Source organism: Rubrivivax gelatinosus (assembly GCF_016583785.1).
Taxonomy (GTDB): domain Bacteria; phylum Pseudomonadota; class Gammaproteobacteria; order Burkholderiales; family Burkholderiaceae_C; genus Rubrivivax; species Rubrivivax gelatinosus_B.
This window is the reverse complement of record NZ_NRRU01000005.1, coordinates 21,651-35,507: the sequence shown is the minus strand read 5'-3', so window position 1 is coordinate 35,507 and position 13,857 is coordinate 21,651. Positions and strand designations below refer to the sequence as shown.

Below are 13,857 nucleotides of genomic sequence, written 5' to 3'. Positions count from 1 at the left end.
ACGAAATGAAGGCGATCTGGAGAGGCAGCGTCGTCGCCGAGAGCGACGACACCGTGGTGGTCGAAGGCAACCACTATTTCCCGGCCGAGGCGGTAAAGACGCAGTACCTGCTGCCGAGCAACACGCGCACGATGTGCTCGTGGAAGGGCGAGGCGCGGTATCACACGCTGTTCGTCGACGGCGACGCCAACCCCGACGCCGCCTGGTACTACCCCGAGCCGAAGGAAGCGGCGGCCGAGATCAAGGGCCGGATCGCGTTCTGGAAGGGCGTGCAGGTCGTCGACTGAGGTGGAGCCCAGTGCCGCCCACCGGCGGCGCCTGCGCGAGATCTGGCGCTCGGCCGGCTGGCCCTGCCGCGACGCGATCGAGATCGACCTGCTCGCCGCCGGCCTGCTGCAGCGCCGCTGGGACGAGGCCGGGCGCGAGACGCTGATCGTCAGCGACACCGGTGTCGCGCTGCTGGCGGCGACGCTGCAGCGCAACCGCGGGGCCTTCGACGCCCACGAGGCGCTGGTCGGGCGCATCGCGCGCGAGATGCAGCGCGCCGGGCGCATCGTCTGGCGCGGCCTGGCGCTGCGCGCGCCGCTGGACGGCGAGCACGGCGCGGCGCGCTGGGTGGTGGCGATGCCCGATGTGTTCTCGATCCGCCACACCACGGTCGAGGACTACGCCGAGCCGTTGGTGCACGAGATCAAGGTGCGCCGCGCCGACCTGCTGGCCGATTTGCGCCGGCCCGACAAGGGCGCGGCCTACCGGGCGCTGGCCAGCCAGTGCTGGTATGTGCTGCGCGAAGGCATCGCGACCGTCGACGAGGTGCCGGCGTGTTACGGCGTGATGCTGGCGGCGGAGGACGGCCGGCTGGAGGTCGCCCGCGCCGCTCCGCGGCGTGCGGCGCGGGTGCCGTTCGCGGTCTGGATGGCGCTGGCGCGTGCGAATGCCGAGCCGGGCGACGAGGACGGTGGCCAGACCTGGCTGGGCGGTGCGGACGAAGCGCCGGCCTGAAAAAAACGGGCCGGCAGTGCCGGCCCGACGGACGAAGTTGTGCGGGACTCAGAGCTTGCGCGCACGGCGGCGCTGCGCGCCCACCAGGCCGACGAGTGCCAGGCCGGCCAGCGCGAGCGAACCCGGTTCCGGGGCGGCGCCACCGCCGCCGCCACCAGTGGAGGCCGTCGCGGTGAACGACAGCAGCTTGAAGTAGTCGTTGCCCTTGTCGAGCGCGCCCGAGCCGTCGGCGGCGGTCGTCGTGGCGCCGAAGTAGCTGCTGATCAGCCACCAGCTCGAAGCCGTCGAGCCCGTCACCTTGGCGGTCTTGTCCGGCACCAGATCGCTGCTGGACACCAGCGTCCAGCCCTTGGAGGCGTAGTTGGTCAGCGAGGTGGTGGCCAGGTCGGGCGTGCCGGTGCCGTCCCAGCGCAGCACCGAGACGTCGGCGTCGCCGTAGCTGTAGTACCAGCCGATCGAGAACTGGTTCAGGATCAGCGCGCTGCTGAACTGGACCATCACCAGTTCCGTGCTCGCGCCCAGGCTGCCGGAGCCGCCGACGTTGTCGATCGCGTGGTTCTTGCCGTCGTTGCTGACTTCGGTCTTGCCGCCGTAGGAGCTCGTCGCGCCGACGCCGCTGCTGCTCTGGTCGGTGATCTTGGCGGCGACGAAGGTGCCGCCGCTGCCGCTGTTGCCCCAGGCGGTGACGGTGGCGGTGACGCCGCCGATCGTGCAGCCGGCGGCGCCGGGGTTCAGGCCGTTGGGGTCGCAGGCGTCGGTCGACAGGTTCCAGGTGCTCTGCGCCGATGCCGCGCCGGCGAATCCGAGGCCCACGGCCATCAGCGCCGCGGTGGTGATCTGTCTTGCTTTCGTTTTCATCGGATTTCCTTCGAATACACCGGCACCGTTTCCGCCGCCACTTGCCGTGGCTCCAAGCAAACCTCGCGCCAGCCAGATTTTCTGAATCCCATCAATGACTTGCATGCCATCCGCGTAGTACGTCGCGGTGGATGTAAGAAGTTGCGACACCCGGCACCTCCCTCACTTGAGGGCCTGCAGCAGCGTCTGGGCGTCTTTCGCCTCGGCAAAAGACGGTGTGCGCAGCGCGGCCTGCACTTCCTCACGCGCTTCGGCCGTGCGGCCGGAGCGCGCGAGTACGGTCGCGAGGTAATAGCGCGTGCTCGCATTGCCCGGGTCGCGCAGGCGCGCGTCGCGCAGCCGCTGCAGCGCCTTGTCGGTCTGTCCGGCCTGGAAGGCGGCCCAGCCGGCGGTGCCCAGGATGTGCGGCGCGCCGGGTTTGAGCGCTAGGGCTCGTTCGGCGGTCTGCAGCGCTGCCGCATCCTTCTGACGGATCTGCACCTGCGCGAGGTTGTTCAACGCTTCGGCGTCGTCCGGCGTCTGCTTCAGCAGCGCCTGGTAGGCGCTGGCGGCGGCGGGCCACTGGCCGGCGCGGGCGTAGCCGTCGGCCAGCGTGCGGCGCACGACCAGGTCGCGCGGGTTCGTCGCCAGCCAGTGCTCGAGCAGCGTCTGCGCCGCGGCCGGCTCTCGGGGCGCGAGCACACGGTACAGGCGCAGCAGGCTCTCGGAGCTGGGCTGCAGCCGGTGCGCGCCGCGGTAGGCCTCCACCGCCGCCGCTGTCTGCCCGCGCGCCAGCGCGACGTCACCCAGCAGCGCCTGGCCGACGGCCAGCTTCGGATATTGCGCCGCCAGGGAACGGGCGCGTTTGTCGGCGGCGGCGACGTCGCCGCCGCGGATCTCGGCGTCGACCATCAGCGCCTGCACCGGGACCGAGTCCGGGCGCTCGGCCAGCGCCTTGTTCAGCGTGTGCTGCGCGCCCTGGGCGTGGTTGGCGGCCAGCTGCAGCAGCGCGATGCGCACCAGCGCGCCGACGTCGTGGTCGGCCAGCGTCGAGGCCCGCGTCAGACCGGTGCGGGCGGCCGGGAGGTCGTCGTTGGCCAGCGAGACACGCGCCAGCGTGATCAGCACCGGCACCGCCTCCGGGGCGCGGGTCGTCAGCCGCTTGGCGGCTTCGCGCGCCGCCTCCGGCTGGTCGTGGCGCAGATGGAAGTCGACCAGTTCGAGCGCGGCGTCGAAGAGGTTGGGGCCGGCGACGTCGTCGGCCTTCTCGTACCAGCGGCGCGCGTCGTCCAGGCGGCCGCGGCGCTCGGACAGACGGGCCATCTCGAGCGTCGGCTCGAGCGCTTTGTCGTCCTGCGCCAGAGCCTGCTGCAGCCGCTGCTGCGCGGCGTCGGGCTTGCCGGCGGCGGCATCCAGCCGGGCCAGCTGCACCTGCGGCGCGACGAAACGCGGGTCCAGCGCCAGCGCCTGCTCGAAGGCCTGGCGTGCGCCCGAGCTGTCGCCCAGCCGCGCCTTGGCACTGCCCAGCAGGTTGAGCAGGCCGGGCTGGCGCGGGTGGTTCTGCAGCAGCGTCTGCACGATTTGCGCGGCGCGGCGGGCGTCGCCCGACTGCAGCCGGATCTGCGCCAGCGCGATGCCGGCCGGCAGCTGTTTCGGGTCGGCCTTGAACGCGGCTTCCAGCGCCTGCACCGCGTCCGGCATCTTGCCGCCGGCGGCCAGGCTGAGTCCGAGCAGGCCGCGCATCTGCGGCGAGTCGCCTTGGCGCAGCGCCTCCTCGGCGATCGCCGCGGCACGGGCGTGGCGGCCCTGCGCCATCTGCGCCGCGGCCAGCAGCAGCGTCGCCTGGCTGTCCTGGGGGTGACGGCGCAGGTAGGTCTCGAGCGACTCGATCGCTCGGTCGACGTTGTTCTGCGTCAGCTGGATCTGGGCGATCAGCTTGGCGGCACCGGTGCCGGGCAGCGCACGTTGCACGGCCTCGAGGTAGGGCAGGGCCTTCTCCTGCTCGCCCAGGCCGTAGTGGGCCAGACCGCCGAGCATCAGCAGCTGCGGCCGGTAGCGCAGGTATTCCATCGGCACCGGGTCCAGCAGCCCGGTGACGTCGCGCAGCGCGGCGCGCGACTCGGTACCGCGGCCGGCCTTTTCGGCCAGCAGCGCCTGCAGGTAGGCGCCGCGAGGATCGGCCGGCGCGGCTTTGCGCAGGCGATCGACGTCGCGCTGGGCATCGGCCGTGCGCTGCAGGTCCAGCAGCAGGCCGGCGCGCGAGACCAGCGCCTCGACCTGCGCCGGATCGATGCCGAGCGCGCGGCCGTAGCTGTCGAGCGCGGCCTGGAACTGCCCTCTGGCGTGGGCGACGGTGCCGCGCAGGTAGTGCGCCTGGGCCAGGCCCGGCGCCAGTGCCAGCGCCTTGTCGGCCGCGGCCTGGGCCTCGTTGGGCAGGCCGGTGCGCAAACGCAGCGTCACTTCCGCCAGCCAGGGGCCGGGATCGCGCGGCGCCAGCGCCTTGGCCTCGTCGAGCAGCTGCAGCGCGCTGCGGGCGTCGCCGGTGTCGGCGCTGGCGTCGGCGCGCATCACCGTCATCGCCGCGCGCAGCTCGGTCGGCAGCCCGGCCGGCGCGAAACGCGGCTGCTCCAGCAGCGCCTGGGGCTTGCCCTGGCCGACCATCGCCTGGGCCAGCGGCAGCACCACCTCGGCGCGGTTGACGCCCAGGCGCAGCGCCTCTTCGAAGGCGACCTGCGCACCGACGGCGTCGCCGTTGGCCAGCAGCGCCTTGCCCAGCAGCACGTGCACCGGCAGCTGGGTCTTGTCCGTCTTCAGCGCGTTCTTCAGCTGCACGACGGCGCCGGCGTAGTCGCGTTTCTCGTAGCGCGAGAGCGCGTCTTCGTAGAAGCGCGCCGACTTCATGTCGGCCGCGTGCGCGGCCACGGCCGCCGTGAACGCCAGAGCGAACAGCGCCGGCCGCATCGGGACAAAGGCGTTACGAATTTTCACTCCCGCATCGTAGAAGAGTGCGCCACCGCCGGGCACCCCGCGGCCGGCGGGTCGTGACTTCATGCCGTGGCCGATGGCCCCGCCACCGGCCCGGCCCCCGCGACACGGGGGGTGTGCGCGTGGCCCCCGGCGCACAATCCGCCGTCCCCGTTACCCATCGCCGCCGGATGAAACACGCTCTCGCCGCCTGCTGTCTTGCCGTCTGCCTCGTCGGCGCCGGGCCCGCCGCTGCCGCGCCGGGCCTGCCGTCGAAGAACGTCGCCTGGGTGCCGGCCGCGGCCGACGCCGACGTCGACCGCGCGTTCGTGCGCGCCCGCGCCGAGAACAAGCCGGTGCTGCTGTACTGGGGCGCGACCTGGTGCCCGCCGTGCAACCAGCTGAAGGCGACGCTGTTCAACCGCCAGGATTTCGCCGTGCAGGCGCGCAACTTCGTCGCCGTGCACGTCGACGGCGACCGCCCCGGCGCACAGAAGCTGGGCAAACGTTTCGGCGTCAGCGCCTATCCGACGCTGGTGCTGTTCGCACCCGACGGCCACGAGATCACGCGCCTGCCCGGCGAAGCCGAGCCCGAACAGGTGCTGGCGCTGCTGCAGCAGGCGCTGGCCGGCGGCCGGCCGGTGAAGGCGCTGGTCGCCGACGCGCTCGCCGGCCGCACGCTCGCCGCCAACGAGTGGCGTGCACTCGCCTTCTACGCCTGGGACGTCGACGACGGCCGCGTCGTCGCGCTGTCCGAACGCGCCGCGCTGCTGGCCCGGCTGGCCGCCGCAGCGCCGGCGGCCGACGACGAGACCACGACCCGGCTGTGGCTGAAGGCGCTGGTGGCCGACGAAGGCAAGGGGGCCGTCAAGGCCGACGCGGCGCTGCGGGAACGTGTGCGCCGCGTCGCCGCCGACCCGGCGCTGGCGCGGCGCCATGCCGACGTCTTCGTCTGGAGCGCCGCCGACCTGGTGCGGGCGTTGGCCGATGGCCAGGCGCCGGAGCGCTCGCCGCTGGTGCCGCTGTTCGACGCCGCGCTGCAGAAGCTGGCCGCCGATGCCAGCCTGTCGCGCGCCGACCGCCAGGGTGCGCTCGGCTCGCGTGTCGAGCTGGCGCGCCTGGCCGTGCCCGAGGACGCCGTCAAGGTCGAGCTGGCGCCGGCGCTGCTGCAGCTGGTGCGCGAGCAGGCGGCACGCGACGAGCGCGAGATCAGCGACGGTTACGAACGCCAGGCGGTGATCACCGGCGACGCCCACCTGCTGGCGCGCGCCGGCCTCTGGGCCGAGAGCGACGCGCTGCTCAAGGCCAACCTGACCAAGAGCCATTCGCCCTACTACCTGATGAGCCAGCTCGGCGGCAACGCGCGCAAGCTCGGCCGCACCGACGACGCGCTCGGCTGGTACCGCCAGGCCTTCGAGAAGAGCGAAGGCCCGGCGACGCGGCTGCAGTGGGGCGGCGGCTACGTCGCCGCGCTGATCGAGCTGGCGCCGCAGGACGGCGCGCGCATCGAGAAGACCGCCGCGCAGCTGCTGGACGAAGCCGGCCGCGACGCTGGCGCCTTCCAGGGCCGCAGCGTGCGCTCGCTGCAGCGCCTGGGCGCCAAGCTCGCCGCCTGGAACCAAGGCGGCCGCCACGCGGCGGCGCTGAAGCGGCTGCAGGCGCGGCTCGACGGCGTCTGCCGCAAGGTCGACGCCGCCGACGGTGCCCGCGAGACCTGCCGCACGCTGCTGCAGCCGCGCGCTGCCGGTTGAGGCCACCATCCGTCCGCCGGCCTAAAGCCGGCACGGCGGCGGCGCACAGGCTTTGTTAACCTCGTCCCCGATGCCGCGCGCCACCCTGGACGACGACCACCTGCACCCCGCGATCCGCGAACGTGTCGCGGCCCTGCATGCCGGCATCGTGCACGAGGTGCAGGCGGCGCTCGCGGCCGAGGCCGTGGTCGTCGTCGGCATGGCGCAGAACCCGTTCCCGCGCCGCGCGCGGCGCCTGCTCGACGCCGCCGGCATCCGCTACCGCTACCTCGAGTACGGCAGCTACTTCAGCCAGTGGCGGCGGCGCAATGCGCTGAAGATGTGGAGCGGCTGGCCGACCTTCCCGATGGTCTTCGTGCGCGGCGTGCTCGTCGGCGGTTTCGACGAGCTGAAAGCGCTTCACGACAGCGGCGAACTGCGCCGGCTGCTGGCGTGAGCGCCGGCGTGCTGCTGCGGCTGGCGGCGCTGGGCGTCGCGCTGCTGGCCGGCCCGGCCTGGGCCCAGACGACGGCCTGCCGCCTGCCCGGTGTCGAACACGAGGCGCGCTGCGGCAGCATCAAGCGCCCGCTCGATCCGGCAAAACCGGGCGGCCCGACGATCGTGGTGCAGTACGCGGTGCTGCCGGCGCAGGCGCGGCGGCCGCGGCCCGACCCGGTGCTGTTCCTCGCTGGCGGCCCGGGGCAGGGCGCGATCGACATCGCTGGCGGCGTCGAGCGGCTGCTCGGGCGCCTGGGCAGCCGGCGCGACATCGTGCTCGTCGACCTGCGTGGCACCGGCCGCAGCGCGGCGCTGGACTGCGACGATGGCGACGCGCTGGCGTCGATGCTGACCGAGGCCGAACCGTCGCGCCGGCTGGCTTCGCTGAAAGCCTGCCGCGAGCGGCTGCAGAAGTCGCCGCTGGGCGACCTGCGTTTCTACACGACGACGCTGGCGGTGCAGGACGTCGACGCCGTGCGGCGTGCGCTCGGCGCCGAACGCATCGACCTGGCCGGCGTGTCCTACGGCACCCGCGCCGCGATCGAGTACCAGCGCCAGTTCCCGCAGGCGGTGCGGCGCCTGGTGCTGGACGGTGTCGCGCCGCCGGACATGGTGCTGCCGGCGGCGGCGTCGCTGGACGCGCAGGCGGCGCTGGACGCGGTGCTCGCCGCCTGCGAACTCGAGCCCGGCTGCCGCGCACGTTTCCCGGCGCTGACGGCGTCGTGGGCGACGCTGCTGGCCGGCCTGCCGCGCCAGGCCGAGGTCACGCACCCGTTCACCGGCCGGCGCCAGAACGTGCTGCTGTCGCGCGAGCTGGTGCTCGGCCTGGTGCGCCAGGCGCTGTACCTGCCGGCCTGGAGTTCGGCGCTGCCGGCGGCTATCAGCGAGGCGGCAGCCGGGCGCTTCGATGGTTTGTTCGGGCTGGCGTCGGCCGGCATCGACCTGTCCGGGCGCGGCATCGCCCAGGGGCTGCATTTCTCGGTGATCTGCGCCGAGGATGTGCCGCGGCTGGCGCCGCCGGGCGAGGCGACGGGCCGCGACTTCGGCCGTGCGCTGGCCGACGACTACGCCGCCGTCTGCCGCGACTGGCCGCGTGGCGAGGTGCCGGCCGGCTTCTACCGCATGGGCCGCTCGCCGGTGGCGGCGCTGCTGCTGTCGGGCAGTGCCGACCCGGTGACGCCGCCGCGCCACGGCGAACACACGGCGGCCGCGCTCGGGCCGCTGGCGCGGCACGTCGTCGTGCCCAACGCCGGCCACGGCACCATGGCCATCGGCTGCGTGCGCGACGCGGTGTTCCGCTTCGTCGATGCCGAGACCGATGCCGCCGCGCTGGCGGTCGACTTCGGCTGCGTCGCGAAGCTGCCGCGGCCCGGTGCCTTCATGCCGCCGGGAGCGCCGCGATGATCGAGGTCCGGGGGCTGGAGAAACGGTTCGTCCAGGGGCGCGGCCGCCAGGCGCGCACGGTGCAGGCGGTCGCCGGCGTCGATTTCAGCGCCGCTGACGGCCGCATCACCGGGCTGCTGGGTCCCAACGGCGCCGGCAAGACGACGACGCTGCGCATCCTGGCCGGGCTGATCGAGGCCGACGCCGGCAGCGCGGCGGTCGACGGCATCGACGTCGCGACGCGCCCGCGCGAGGCCCAGGCGCGGCTGGGCGTGCTCGGCGACGCGCGTGGCCTGTACCCGCGGCTGACGGCGCGCGAGAACATCGTCTATTACGGGCGGCTGCATGGGCTGGACGCCGGGCGTGCGAACGCACGCGCCGAGGCGCTGGCGGCGATGCTGGAGATGACGCCGCTGCTGGAACGCCGCACCGACGGCTTCAGCCAGGGCGAACGCATGAAGACGGCGCTGGCGCGCGCGCTGGTGCACGACCCGGCGAACATCGTGCTCGACGAACCGACCAACGGCCTGGACGTGCTGGCGACACGCGCGCTGCGCGAGACGCTGCGCCGGCTGCGCGACCAGACCGGCAAGTGCATCGTCTTCTCGACCCACGTGATGCAGGAGGTCGAACGCCTGTGTGACCGCGTCGTCGTCATCGCCCACGGCCGCGTCGTCGCCGACGGCAGCGTCGACGAACTGCGTGAGCGCGCCGGCACACCCGACTTCGAGGAGGCCTTCGTGCGGCTGGCGTTTGCCGACGAGGGGGCCAGGACGTGAGCGCATTGCTGCGTTCGGCCTGGACGGTGTTCCGCAAGGAGCTGGTCGACGCGCTGCGCGACCGGCGCACGCTGCTCACCGTGCTGCTCAGTTCGGTCGCGATGGGGCCGCTGGTGCTGGTGCTGCTGTCGGTGCTGGTGTCTTCGCTGGAAGAGCGTGCCGAGGCGCGCGAGCTGCTGGTGCACGACATCGCCGCGGCGCCGACGCTGCGCAACTACGTCGAGCGCCAGGCCTGGACGCTGCGCGAGGCGCCGGCCGACTACGAGGCCCAGCTGCGCGCCCGCACGCTGGGCGACCCGGTGCTGGTGCTGCCGGCCGACTTCGAACAGAAGTTGCTGCGCGGCGAACCGGCGGTGCTGGAGCTGGTGAGCAGCAGCGCGAACACGCGCGCGGCGACCGGCAGCGCGCGCGTGCAGCGGCTGGTGCAGGGTTTCGTGCAGGAGCAGGGCACGCTGCGGCTGGCGCTGCGTGGTGTCGCACCGCAGCTGCTGCAGGTGGCGCGCATCGAGGAGCGCGACCTGGCCGACGCGGCGGCCCGCGCGGCGCAGCTGCTGGGCATGCTGCCGCTGTTCGTGCTGATGGCGGTGGTCTACGGCGCGCTGAACGCGGCTCTGGACACGACGGCGGGTGAACGCGAGCGTGGCTCGCTGGAGCCGCTGCTGTGCAACCCGGCGGCGCGCACGGCGCTGGTGCTGGGCAAATGGGGCGCGGTCGCCGCCGTCGGCATGATGATCGCCGTGCTCAGCGCGGCGAGTTTCCTGCCCGGGCAGTGGCTGCTGCGCAGCGACACCCTGGCGGTGATGTTCCGTTACGGGCCGGCCGAGGCGCTGGCCTTCGTCGTGCTGTTGCTGCCGCTGGCGGCGGCGCTGGCGGCGCTGCTGATGGCGGTGGCGATCCGCTGCCGCAGCTTCAAGGAGGCGCAGGCGAACACGACGGTAGTCGTGCTCGCGGTGACGCTGGCGCCGCTGGTGACGCTGTTCAACCAGGGCGGCGAGGCGCCCTGGCACGTCTGGGTGCCGGCGCTGGCCCAGGTGACGCTGATGGGCCGCGTGCTGCGCGGCGAGGCGCTGGACGCGGCAGCACTGCTGCCGCCGGTGCTGGTGTGCGCACTGATCAGCGCGCTCGCGATCGCCTACGTCGCCCGCACGCTGAGGACTGCGGCTCTGAAGTGACTCAGCGTTTGACCGGGCAGGTGTTGAAGCCGATCAACGGGTAGAGCGGGCAGAAGCCGATCGCGCCGGTGAGCAGCGGCACGACGCCGATCCAGCCCCAGACGCCGATGAAGCCGGCCAGCATCATCGCGATCAGGGCCAGCCCGAGGACGATGCGGAGAATGCGGTCGATGCCGCCGACATTGGATTTCATGGGTCGCTCCTGACGATGTGACGGCGGGAATGCCGTGCAGGAGAGTGTGGGCGGCGGGCTGGCGCCGCGTCGGTGACCGCGGTCACACGGGCCGGGGCGCCTCACCGGCAGCGAGTGCCCGCAGCGCGGCGCTGTCGAGCAGGTCGATTCGTTCGCGGCCGACGGCGATCCAGCCCTGGCGCTCGAAACGTTTGAGCAGCCGGCTGACGATCTCGCGCACCGTGCCCAGTTCGTCGGCCAGGCTCTGGTGGGTGGCGTGCAGCACCGCGCCGTGGCCCAGCAGCGTGGCGGCCAGGCGCTGGTCCAGGCGCTGGAAGGCTACCGCCTCGGCCAGCGCCATCAGGTCGGCCAGGCGGTCGGCGAAGATGCCGAAGACGTACTGGCGGAAGGCGGTGTGGGCGCACCAGCGCTCGAAACCGGCCGGCGTCAGCAGCACCAGTTCGGTGGGCTCGGCCGCAATGCCGTGCGCCGACATCGCGGCGTGGCCGAACAGGCAGGACGCCGAGACGACGCAGAGTTCGCCCGGCGTCACGCGGTACAGCTCGAGCGAGCGCCCGCCGGGCGAGCCACGTGCCACGCGCACCGAGCCGGTCAGCACCATCGGGAACCCGCCGCAGGGGGCTCCTTCGTCGAACAGCAGCATGCCGGCGGGTGCGTCCAGCCGCATCGCGTCGTGCGCGAGCACGGCGTCGGCTTCGGCCGCCGGCAGCGCGGCCAGCATCGGGTACAGCGCGGCGAGGCGTTCGCGCAGGCTCGGGGCGGTGGCGGTGTTCACGTCGGCGTGGTGGCGTGTTCGAGGCGGGTGAGCCAGGCGAAGGCGGCTTCGCGCGAGTCGCCGCACATCTCGGCCGAGGGCTGCAGCCCGGCGCAGAAGGCCGGGCGCTCGGGCTGGCCGAAGAGGCGGCAGCGTTGCTCGTCGTCGAGCTGCACGCAGCGCGTGCCGGCGGTCTTGCCGCGCGGCATGCCGGGAATCGCGCTCGTGATCGACGGCGCGATGCAGCAGGCGCCGCAGCCCGGGCGGCAGCTGGCGGCGGATACGGTACAGGGCATGGCCGATGCTATCGCGGCGATGCCGACATTCGATCCCGGCGGCAGCTGGGCCTGGCCAGAATACGAGTCATTCGCAACAAGGAGATCGTGATGGCCAAGTCTGCTGCGTTCGGCGTGATGCACGTGGGTATCTCGTTCGCTATCGGTTATGCGCTCACCGGCAGCCTCGCGATCGCCGGTGCGATGACGCTGATCGAGCCGGTGGCGAACACGATCGCGCACTACTTCTTCGACCGGTGGTGGGATCAGCGCCGCGAGCGGGCCCGGGTGGCGCTGCCCTCGTAAAATCCGCAGCTTCATGCTGCATCCCCAAGCGTTCGACGTCATCGTCGTCGGCGGCGGTCACGCCGGTACCGAAGCTGCACTCGCCGCCGCCCGCATGGGCTGCGCGACGCTGCTGCTCAGCCACAACATCGAGACGTTGGGGCAGATGAGCTGCAACCCGTCGATCGGCGGCATCGGCAAAGGCCACCTGGTCAAGGAAGTCGATGCACTCGGTGGCGCGATGGCCGAGGCCACCGACGAAGCCGGCATCCAGTTCCGCATCCTCAACGGCAGCAAGGGCCCCGCCGTGCGCGCCACACGCGCCCAGGCCGACCGCGTGCTCTACAAGGCCGCGATCCGCCAGCGGCTGGAGAACCAGCCCAATCTGTGGCTGTTCCAGCAGGCCTGCGATGACCTGGTCGTCGAGGGCGACCGTGTCACCGGCGTCGTCACCGAGATCGGGCTGCGCTTCAGCGCGCGCGCGGTCGTGCTGACCGCCGGCACCTTCCTCGACGGCCGGGTGCACGTCGGGCTGGAGAACTACCGCGCCGGCCGCGCCGGCGACCCGGCGGCGACGACGCTGTCGGCACGGCTGAAGGAGCTGAAGCTGCCGCAGGGCCGGCTGAAGACCGGCACGCCGCCGCGGCTGGACGGGCGCACGATCGACTTCTCGCGCCTGGAAGAGCAGCCCGGCGACCTGGACCCGGTGCCGGTGTTCGGTTTCCTCGGCAGGCCCGAGATGCACCCGCGCCAGTTGCCGTGCTGGATCACGCACACCAACGAACGCACGCACGCGATCATCCGCAGCGGTTTCGACCGCAGCCCGATGTTCACCGGCGTCATCGAAGGCGTGGGCCCGCGCTACTGCCCGAGCATCGAAGACAAGATCAACCGCTTCGCCGACAAGAACTCGCACCAGATCTTTCTGGAGCCCGAGGGCCTGACGACGAACGAGTTCTATCCGAACGGCGTTTCGACCTCGCTGCCCTTCGACATCCAGCTCGCCGCGATCCGCTCGATGGTCGGGCTGGAGAACACGCACATCCTGCGCCCCGGCTACGCGATCGAGTACGACTACTTCGACCCGCGCGAACTGAAGGCGAGCTTCGAGACCAAGGCGATAGGCGGGCTGTTCTTCGCCGGCCAGATCAACGGCACCACGGGCTACGAAGAAGCCGCGGCGCAGGGTCTGTTCGCTGGCGCGAATGCCGCGCTGCAGGCGCAGGGCCGCGAGCCCTGGACGCCGCGACGCGACGAGGCCTATCTCGGCGTGCTCGTCGACGATCTCACGACCAAGGGCATCACCGAGCCCTACCGCATGTTCACCAGCCGCGCCGAGTACCGGCTGCAGCTGCGCGAAGACAACGCCGACCTGCGGCTGACGGCGGCCGGGCGGGCGCTGGGCCTCGTCGGCGACGCACGTTGGGACGCCTTCTGCCGCAAGCGCGAACGCCTGGAGCGTGAACAGCAGCGGCTGAACAGCACCTGGGTGCGCCCGGCGACGCTGGCCGCGGCCGACGCCGAACGCCTGATCGGCAAGGCGCTGGAACACGAATACAAGCTCGCCGACCTGCTGCGCCGCCCCGGTGTCGACTTCGACGCCGTTTGGGCCGCTGCCGCGGCGGCCGGGGTCGCCGACGCTGTTTCACGTGAAACACTGCGCGCCGAGTACGGCGCGCGTGAAGCCGACGCTGTGATCGAGCAGGCCGAGATCGGCATCAAGTACGCCGGCTACATCGACAAGCAGGTCGACGAGGTGCAGCGCGCCGCGCACTACGAGCAGATGAAGCTGCCCGAGGACCTGGACTACGCCCAGGTCACCGCGCTGTCCTTCGAGGTGCGGCAGAAGCTGACGCGCCACCGCCCCGAGACGCTGGGCCAGGCTTCGCGCATCTCCGGCGTCACGCCGGCGGCGATTTCGCTGCTGCTGGTGCATCTGAAGAAGGGCCGGTTCAAGGGCTTCACGCAGGACGAGGCGGCATGAG

The 13,857-nt window shown here is 72.5% G+C and carries 14 protein-coding genes; 9 read left to right on the top strand and 5 right to left on the bottom strand.

The window, feature by feature from the left end; genetic code table 11:
- Positions 1-5: 5 nt before the first annotated feature.
- Together CKO43_RS02505 and CKO43_RS02500 are read left to right on the top strand one after the other, a co-directional pair.
- Positions 6-287, top strand: coding sequence for a DUF427 domain-containing protein (locus tag CKO43_RS02505; RefSeq protein WP_200377731.1), 282 nt, complete (start codon positions 6-8; stop codon positions 285-287).
- A 1-nt stretch (position 288) separates the two neighbouring features.
- Positions 289-1,002 (top strand): hypothetical protein, encoded by a 714-nt coding sequence (locus CKO43_RS02500; RefSeq protein WP_200377730.1) that lies wholly within the window; start codon positions 289-291, stop codon positions 1,000-1,002.
- 48 nt (positions 1,003-1,050) lie between these two features.
- Here the strand turns inward: CKO43_RS02500 and xdp1 are convergent, their stop codons facing one another.
- Both xdp1 and prsT read right to left on the bottom strand, forming a co-directional pair.
- Positions 1,051-1,860: an exosortase-dependent surface protein XDP1 gene (gene xdp1, locus CKO43_RS02495; RefSeq protein ID WP_200377729.1), complete on the bottom strand. Its 810-nt coding sequence runs from the start codon at positions 1,858-1,860 to the stop codon at positions 1,051-1,053.
- Between the two features lie 162 nt (positions 1,861-2,022).
- A complete protein-coding gene (gene prsT, locus CKO43_RS02490) occupies positions 2,023-4,827 on the bottom strand; it encodes an XrtA/PEP-CTERM system TPR-repeat protein PrsT (RefSeq protein ID WP_346728197.1) in 2,805 nt (934 codons plus the stop codon).
- A 167-nt stretch (positions 4,828-4,994) separates the two neighbouring features.
- On the opposite strand from prsT, the gene CKO43_RS02485 reads away from it, so the two are divergent.
- From CKO43_RS02485 to CKO43_RS02465, 5 genes are all read left to right on the top strand, one after another.
- On the top strand, positions 4,995-6,554 hold the full coding sequence (locus CKO43_RS02485) for a thioredoxin family protein (protein ID WP_200377728.1): 1,560 nt from the start codon (positions 4,995-4,997) through the stop codon (positions 6,552-6,554).
- Positions 6,555-6,624: 70 nt separating this feature from the next.
- Positions 6,625-6,990 carry a glutaredoxin domain-containing protein gene (locus tag CKO43_RS02480; protein WP_200377727.1) on the top strand — a complete coding sequence of 122 codons (366 nt, stop codon included), beginning with the start codon at positions 6,625-6,627 and terminating at the stop codon, positions 6,988-6,990.
- Entirely contained in the window at positions 6,987-8,435 is a 1,449-nt protein-coding gene (locus tag CKO43_RS02475) for an alpha/beta fold hydrolase (protein WP_200377726.1), read from the top strand. Before CKO43_RS02480 ends, CKO43_RS02475 begins: the two co-directional genes overlap by 4 nt.
- Positions 8,432-9,193 carry an ABC transporter ATP-binding protein gene (locus tag CKO43_RS02470; RefSeq protein WP_200377725.1) on the top strand — a complete coding sequence of 254 codons (762 nt, stop codon included), beginning with the start codon at positions 8,432-8,434 and terminating at the stop codon, positions 9,191-9,193. Before CKO43_RS02475 ends, CKO43_RS02470 begins: the two co-directional genes overlap by 4 nt.
- Complete coding sequence (locus CKO43_RS02465) at positions 9,190-10,365, top strand: ABC transporter permease subunit (RefSeq protein ID WP_200377724.1); 1,176 nt, start codon at positions 9,190-9,192, stop codon at positions 10,363-10,365. The genes CKO43_RS02470 and CKO43_RS02465 overlap by 4 nt, the downstream gene beginning before the upstream one ends.
- Before the next feature lies 1 nt (position 10,366).
- Here CKO43_RS02465 and CKO43_RS02460 read toward each other — a convergent pair whose 3' ends face one another.
- The 3 genes from CKO43_RS02460 to CKO43_RS02450 all read right to left on the bottom strand — a co-directional run bounded on the left by CKO43_RS02460 (position 10,367) and on the right by CKO43_RS02450 (position 11,608).
- The gene (locus tag CKO43_RS02460; RefSeq protein ID WP_200377723.1) at positions 10,367-10,558 is read right to left on the bottom strand and encodes a YgaP family membrane protein; all 192 of its coding nucleotides are present in this window, start codon (positions 10,556-10,558) and stop codon (positions 10,367-10,369) included.
- A gap of 82 nt (positions 10,559-10,640) precedes the next feature.
- Positions 10,641-11,279 (bottom strand): Crp/Fnr family transcriptional regulator, encoded by a 639-nt coding sequence (locus tag CKO43_RS02455; protein ID WP_200377761.1) that lies wholly within the window; start codon positions 11,277-11,279, stop codon positions 10,641-10,643.
- 50 nt (positions 11,280-11,329) lie between these two features.
- Positions 11,330-11,608, bottom strand: coding sequence for a YkgJ family cysteine cluster protein (locus tag CKO43_RS02450; protein ID WP_200226609.1), 279 nt, complete (start codon positions 11,606-11,608; stop codon positions 11,330-11,332).
- A gap of 90 nt (positions 11,609-11,698) precedes the next feature.
- Here CKO43_RS02450 and CKO43_RS02445 point away from each other — a divergent pair, with 90 nt between their 5' ends.
- Positions 11,699-11,893 carry a DUF2061 domain-containing protein gene (locus tag CKO43_RS02445; protein WP_200226611.1) on the top strand — a complete coding sequence of 65 codons (195 nt, stop codon included), beginning with the start codon at positions 11,699-11,701 and terminating at the stop codon, positions 11,891-11,893.
- 13 nt (positions 11,894-11,906) lie between these two features.
- Positions 11,907-13,856 (top strand): tRNA uridine-5-carboxymethylaminomethyl(34) synthesis enzyme MnmG, encoded by a 1,950-nt coding sequence (gene mnmG, locus CKO43_RS02440; RefSeq protein WP_200377722.1) that lies wholly within the window; start codon positions 11,907-11,909, stop codon positions 13,854-13,856.
- The last annotated feature ends 1 nt before the right edge of the window (position 13,857 follow it).

Excerpts from the sequence above, each read along its gene's own strand:
- CKO43_RS02505 (WP_200377731.1), top strand. The coding sequence starts at position 6 with ATGAAGGCGATCTGGAGAGGCAGCGTCGTCGCCGAGAGCGACGACACC.
- xdp1 (WP_200377729.1), bottom strand. The coding sequence starts at position 1,860 with ATGAAAACGAAAGCAAGACAGATCACCACCGCGGCGCTGATGGCCGTG.
- CKO43_RS02485 (WP_200377728.1), top strand. The coding sequence starts at position 4,995 with ATGAAACACGCTCTCGCCGCCTGCTGTCTTGCCGTCTGCCTCGTCGGC.
- CKO43_RS02480 (WP_200377727.1), top strand. The coding sequence starts at position 6,625 with ATGCCGCGCGCCACCCTGGACGACGACCACCTGCACCCCGCGATCCGC.
- CKO43_RS02470 (WP_200377725.1), top strand. The coding sequence starts at position 8,432 with ATGATCGAGGTCCGGGGGCTGGAGAAACGGTTCGTCCAGGGGCGCGGC.
- CKO43_RS02460 (WP_200377723.1), bottom strand. The coding sequence starts at position 10,558 with ATGAAATCCAATGTCGGCGGCATCGACCGCATTCTCCGCATCGTCCTC.
- CKO43_RS02455 (WP_200377761.1), bottom strand. The coding sequence starts at position 11,279 with ATGCTGGCCGCGCTGCCGGCGGCCGAAGCCGACGCCGTGCTCGCGCAC.
- CKO43_RS02450 (WP_200226609.1), bottom strand. The coding sequence starts at position 11,608 with ATGCCCTGTACCGTATCCGCCGCCAGCTGCCGCCCGGGCTGCGGCGCC.
- CKO43_RS02445 (WP_200226611.1), top strand. The coding sequence starts at position 11,699 with ATGGCCAAGTCTGCTGCGTTCGGCGTGATGCACGTGGGTATCTCGTTC.
- mnmG (WP_200377722.1), top strand. The coding sequence starts at position 11,907 with ATGCTGCATCCCCAAGCGTTCGACGTCATCGTCGTCGGCGGCGGTCAC.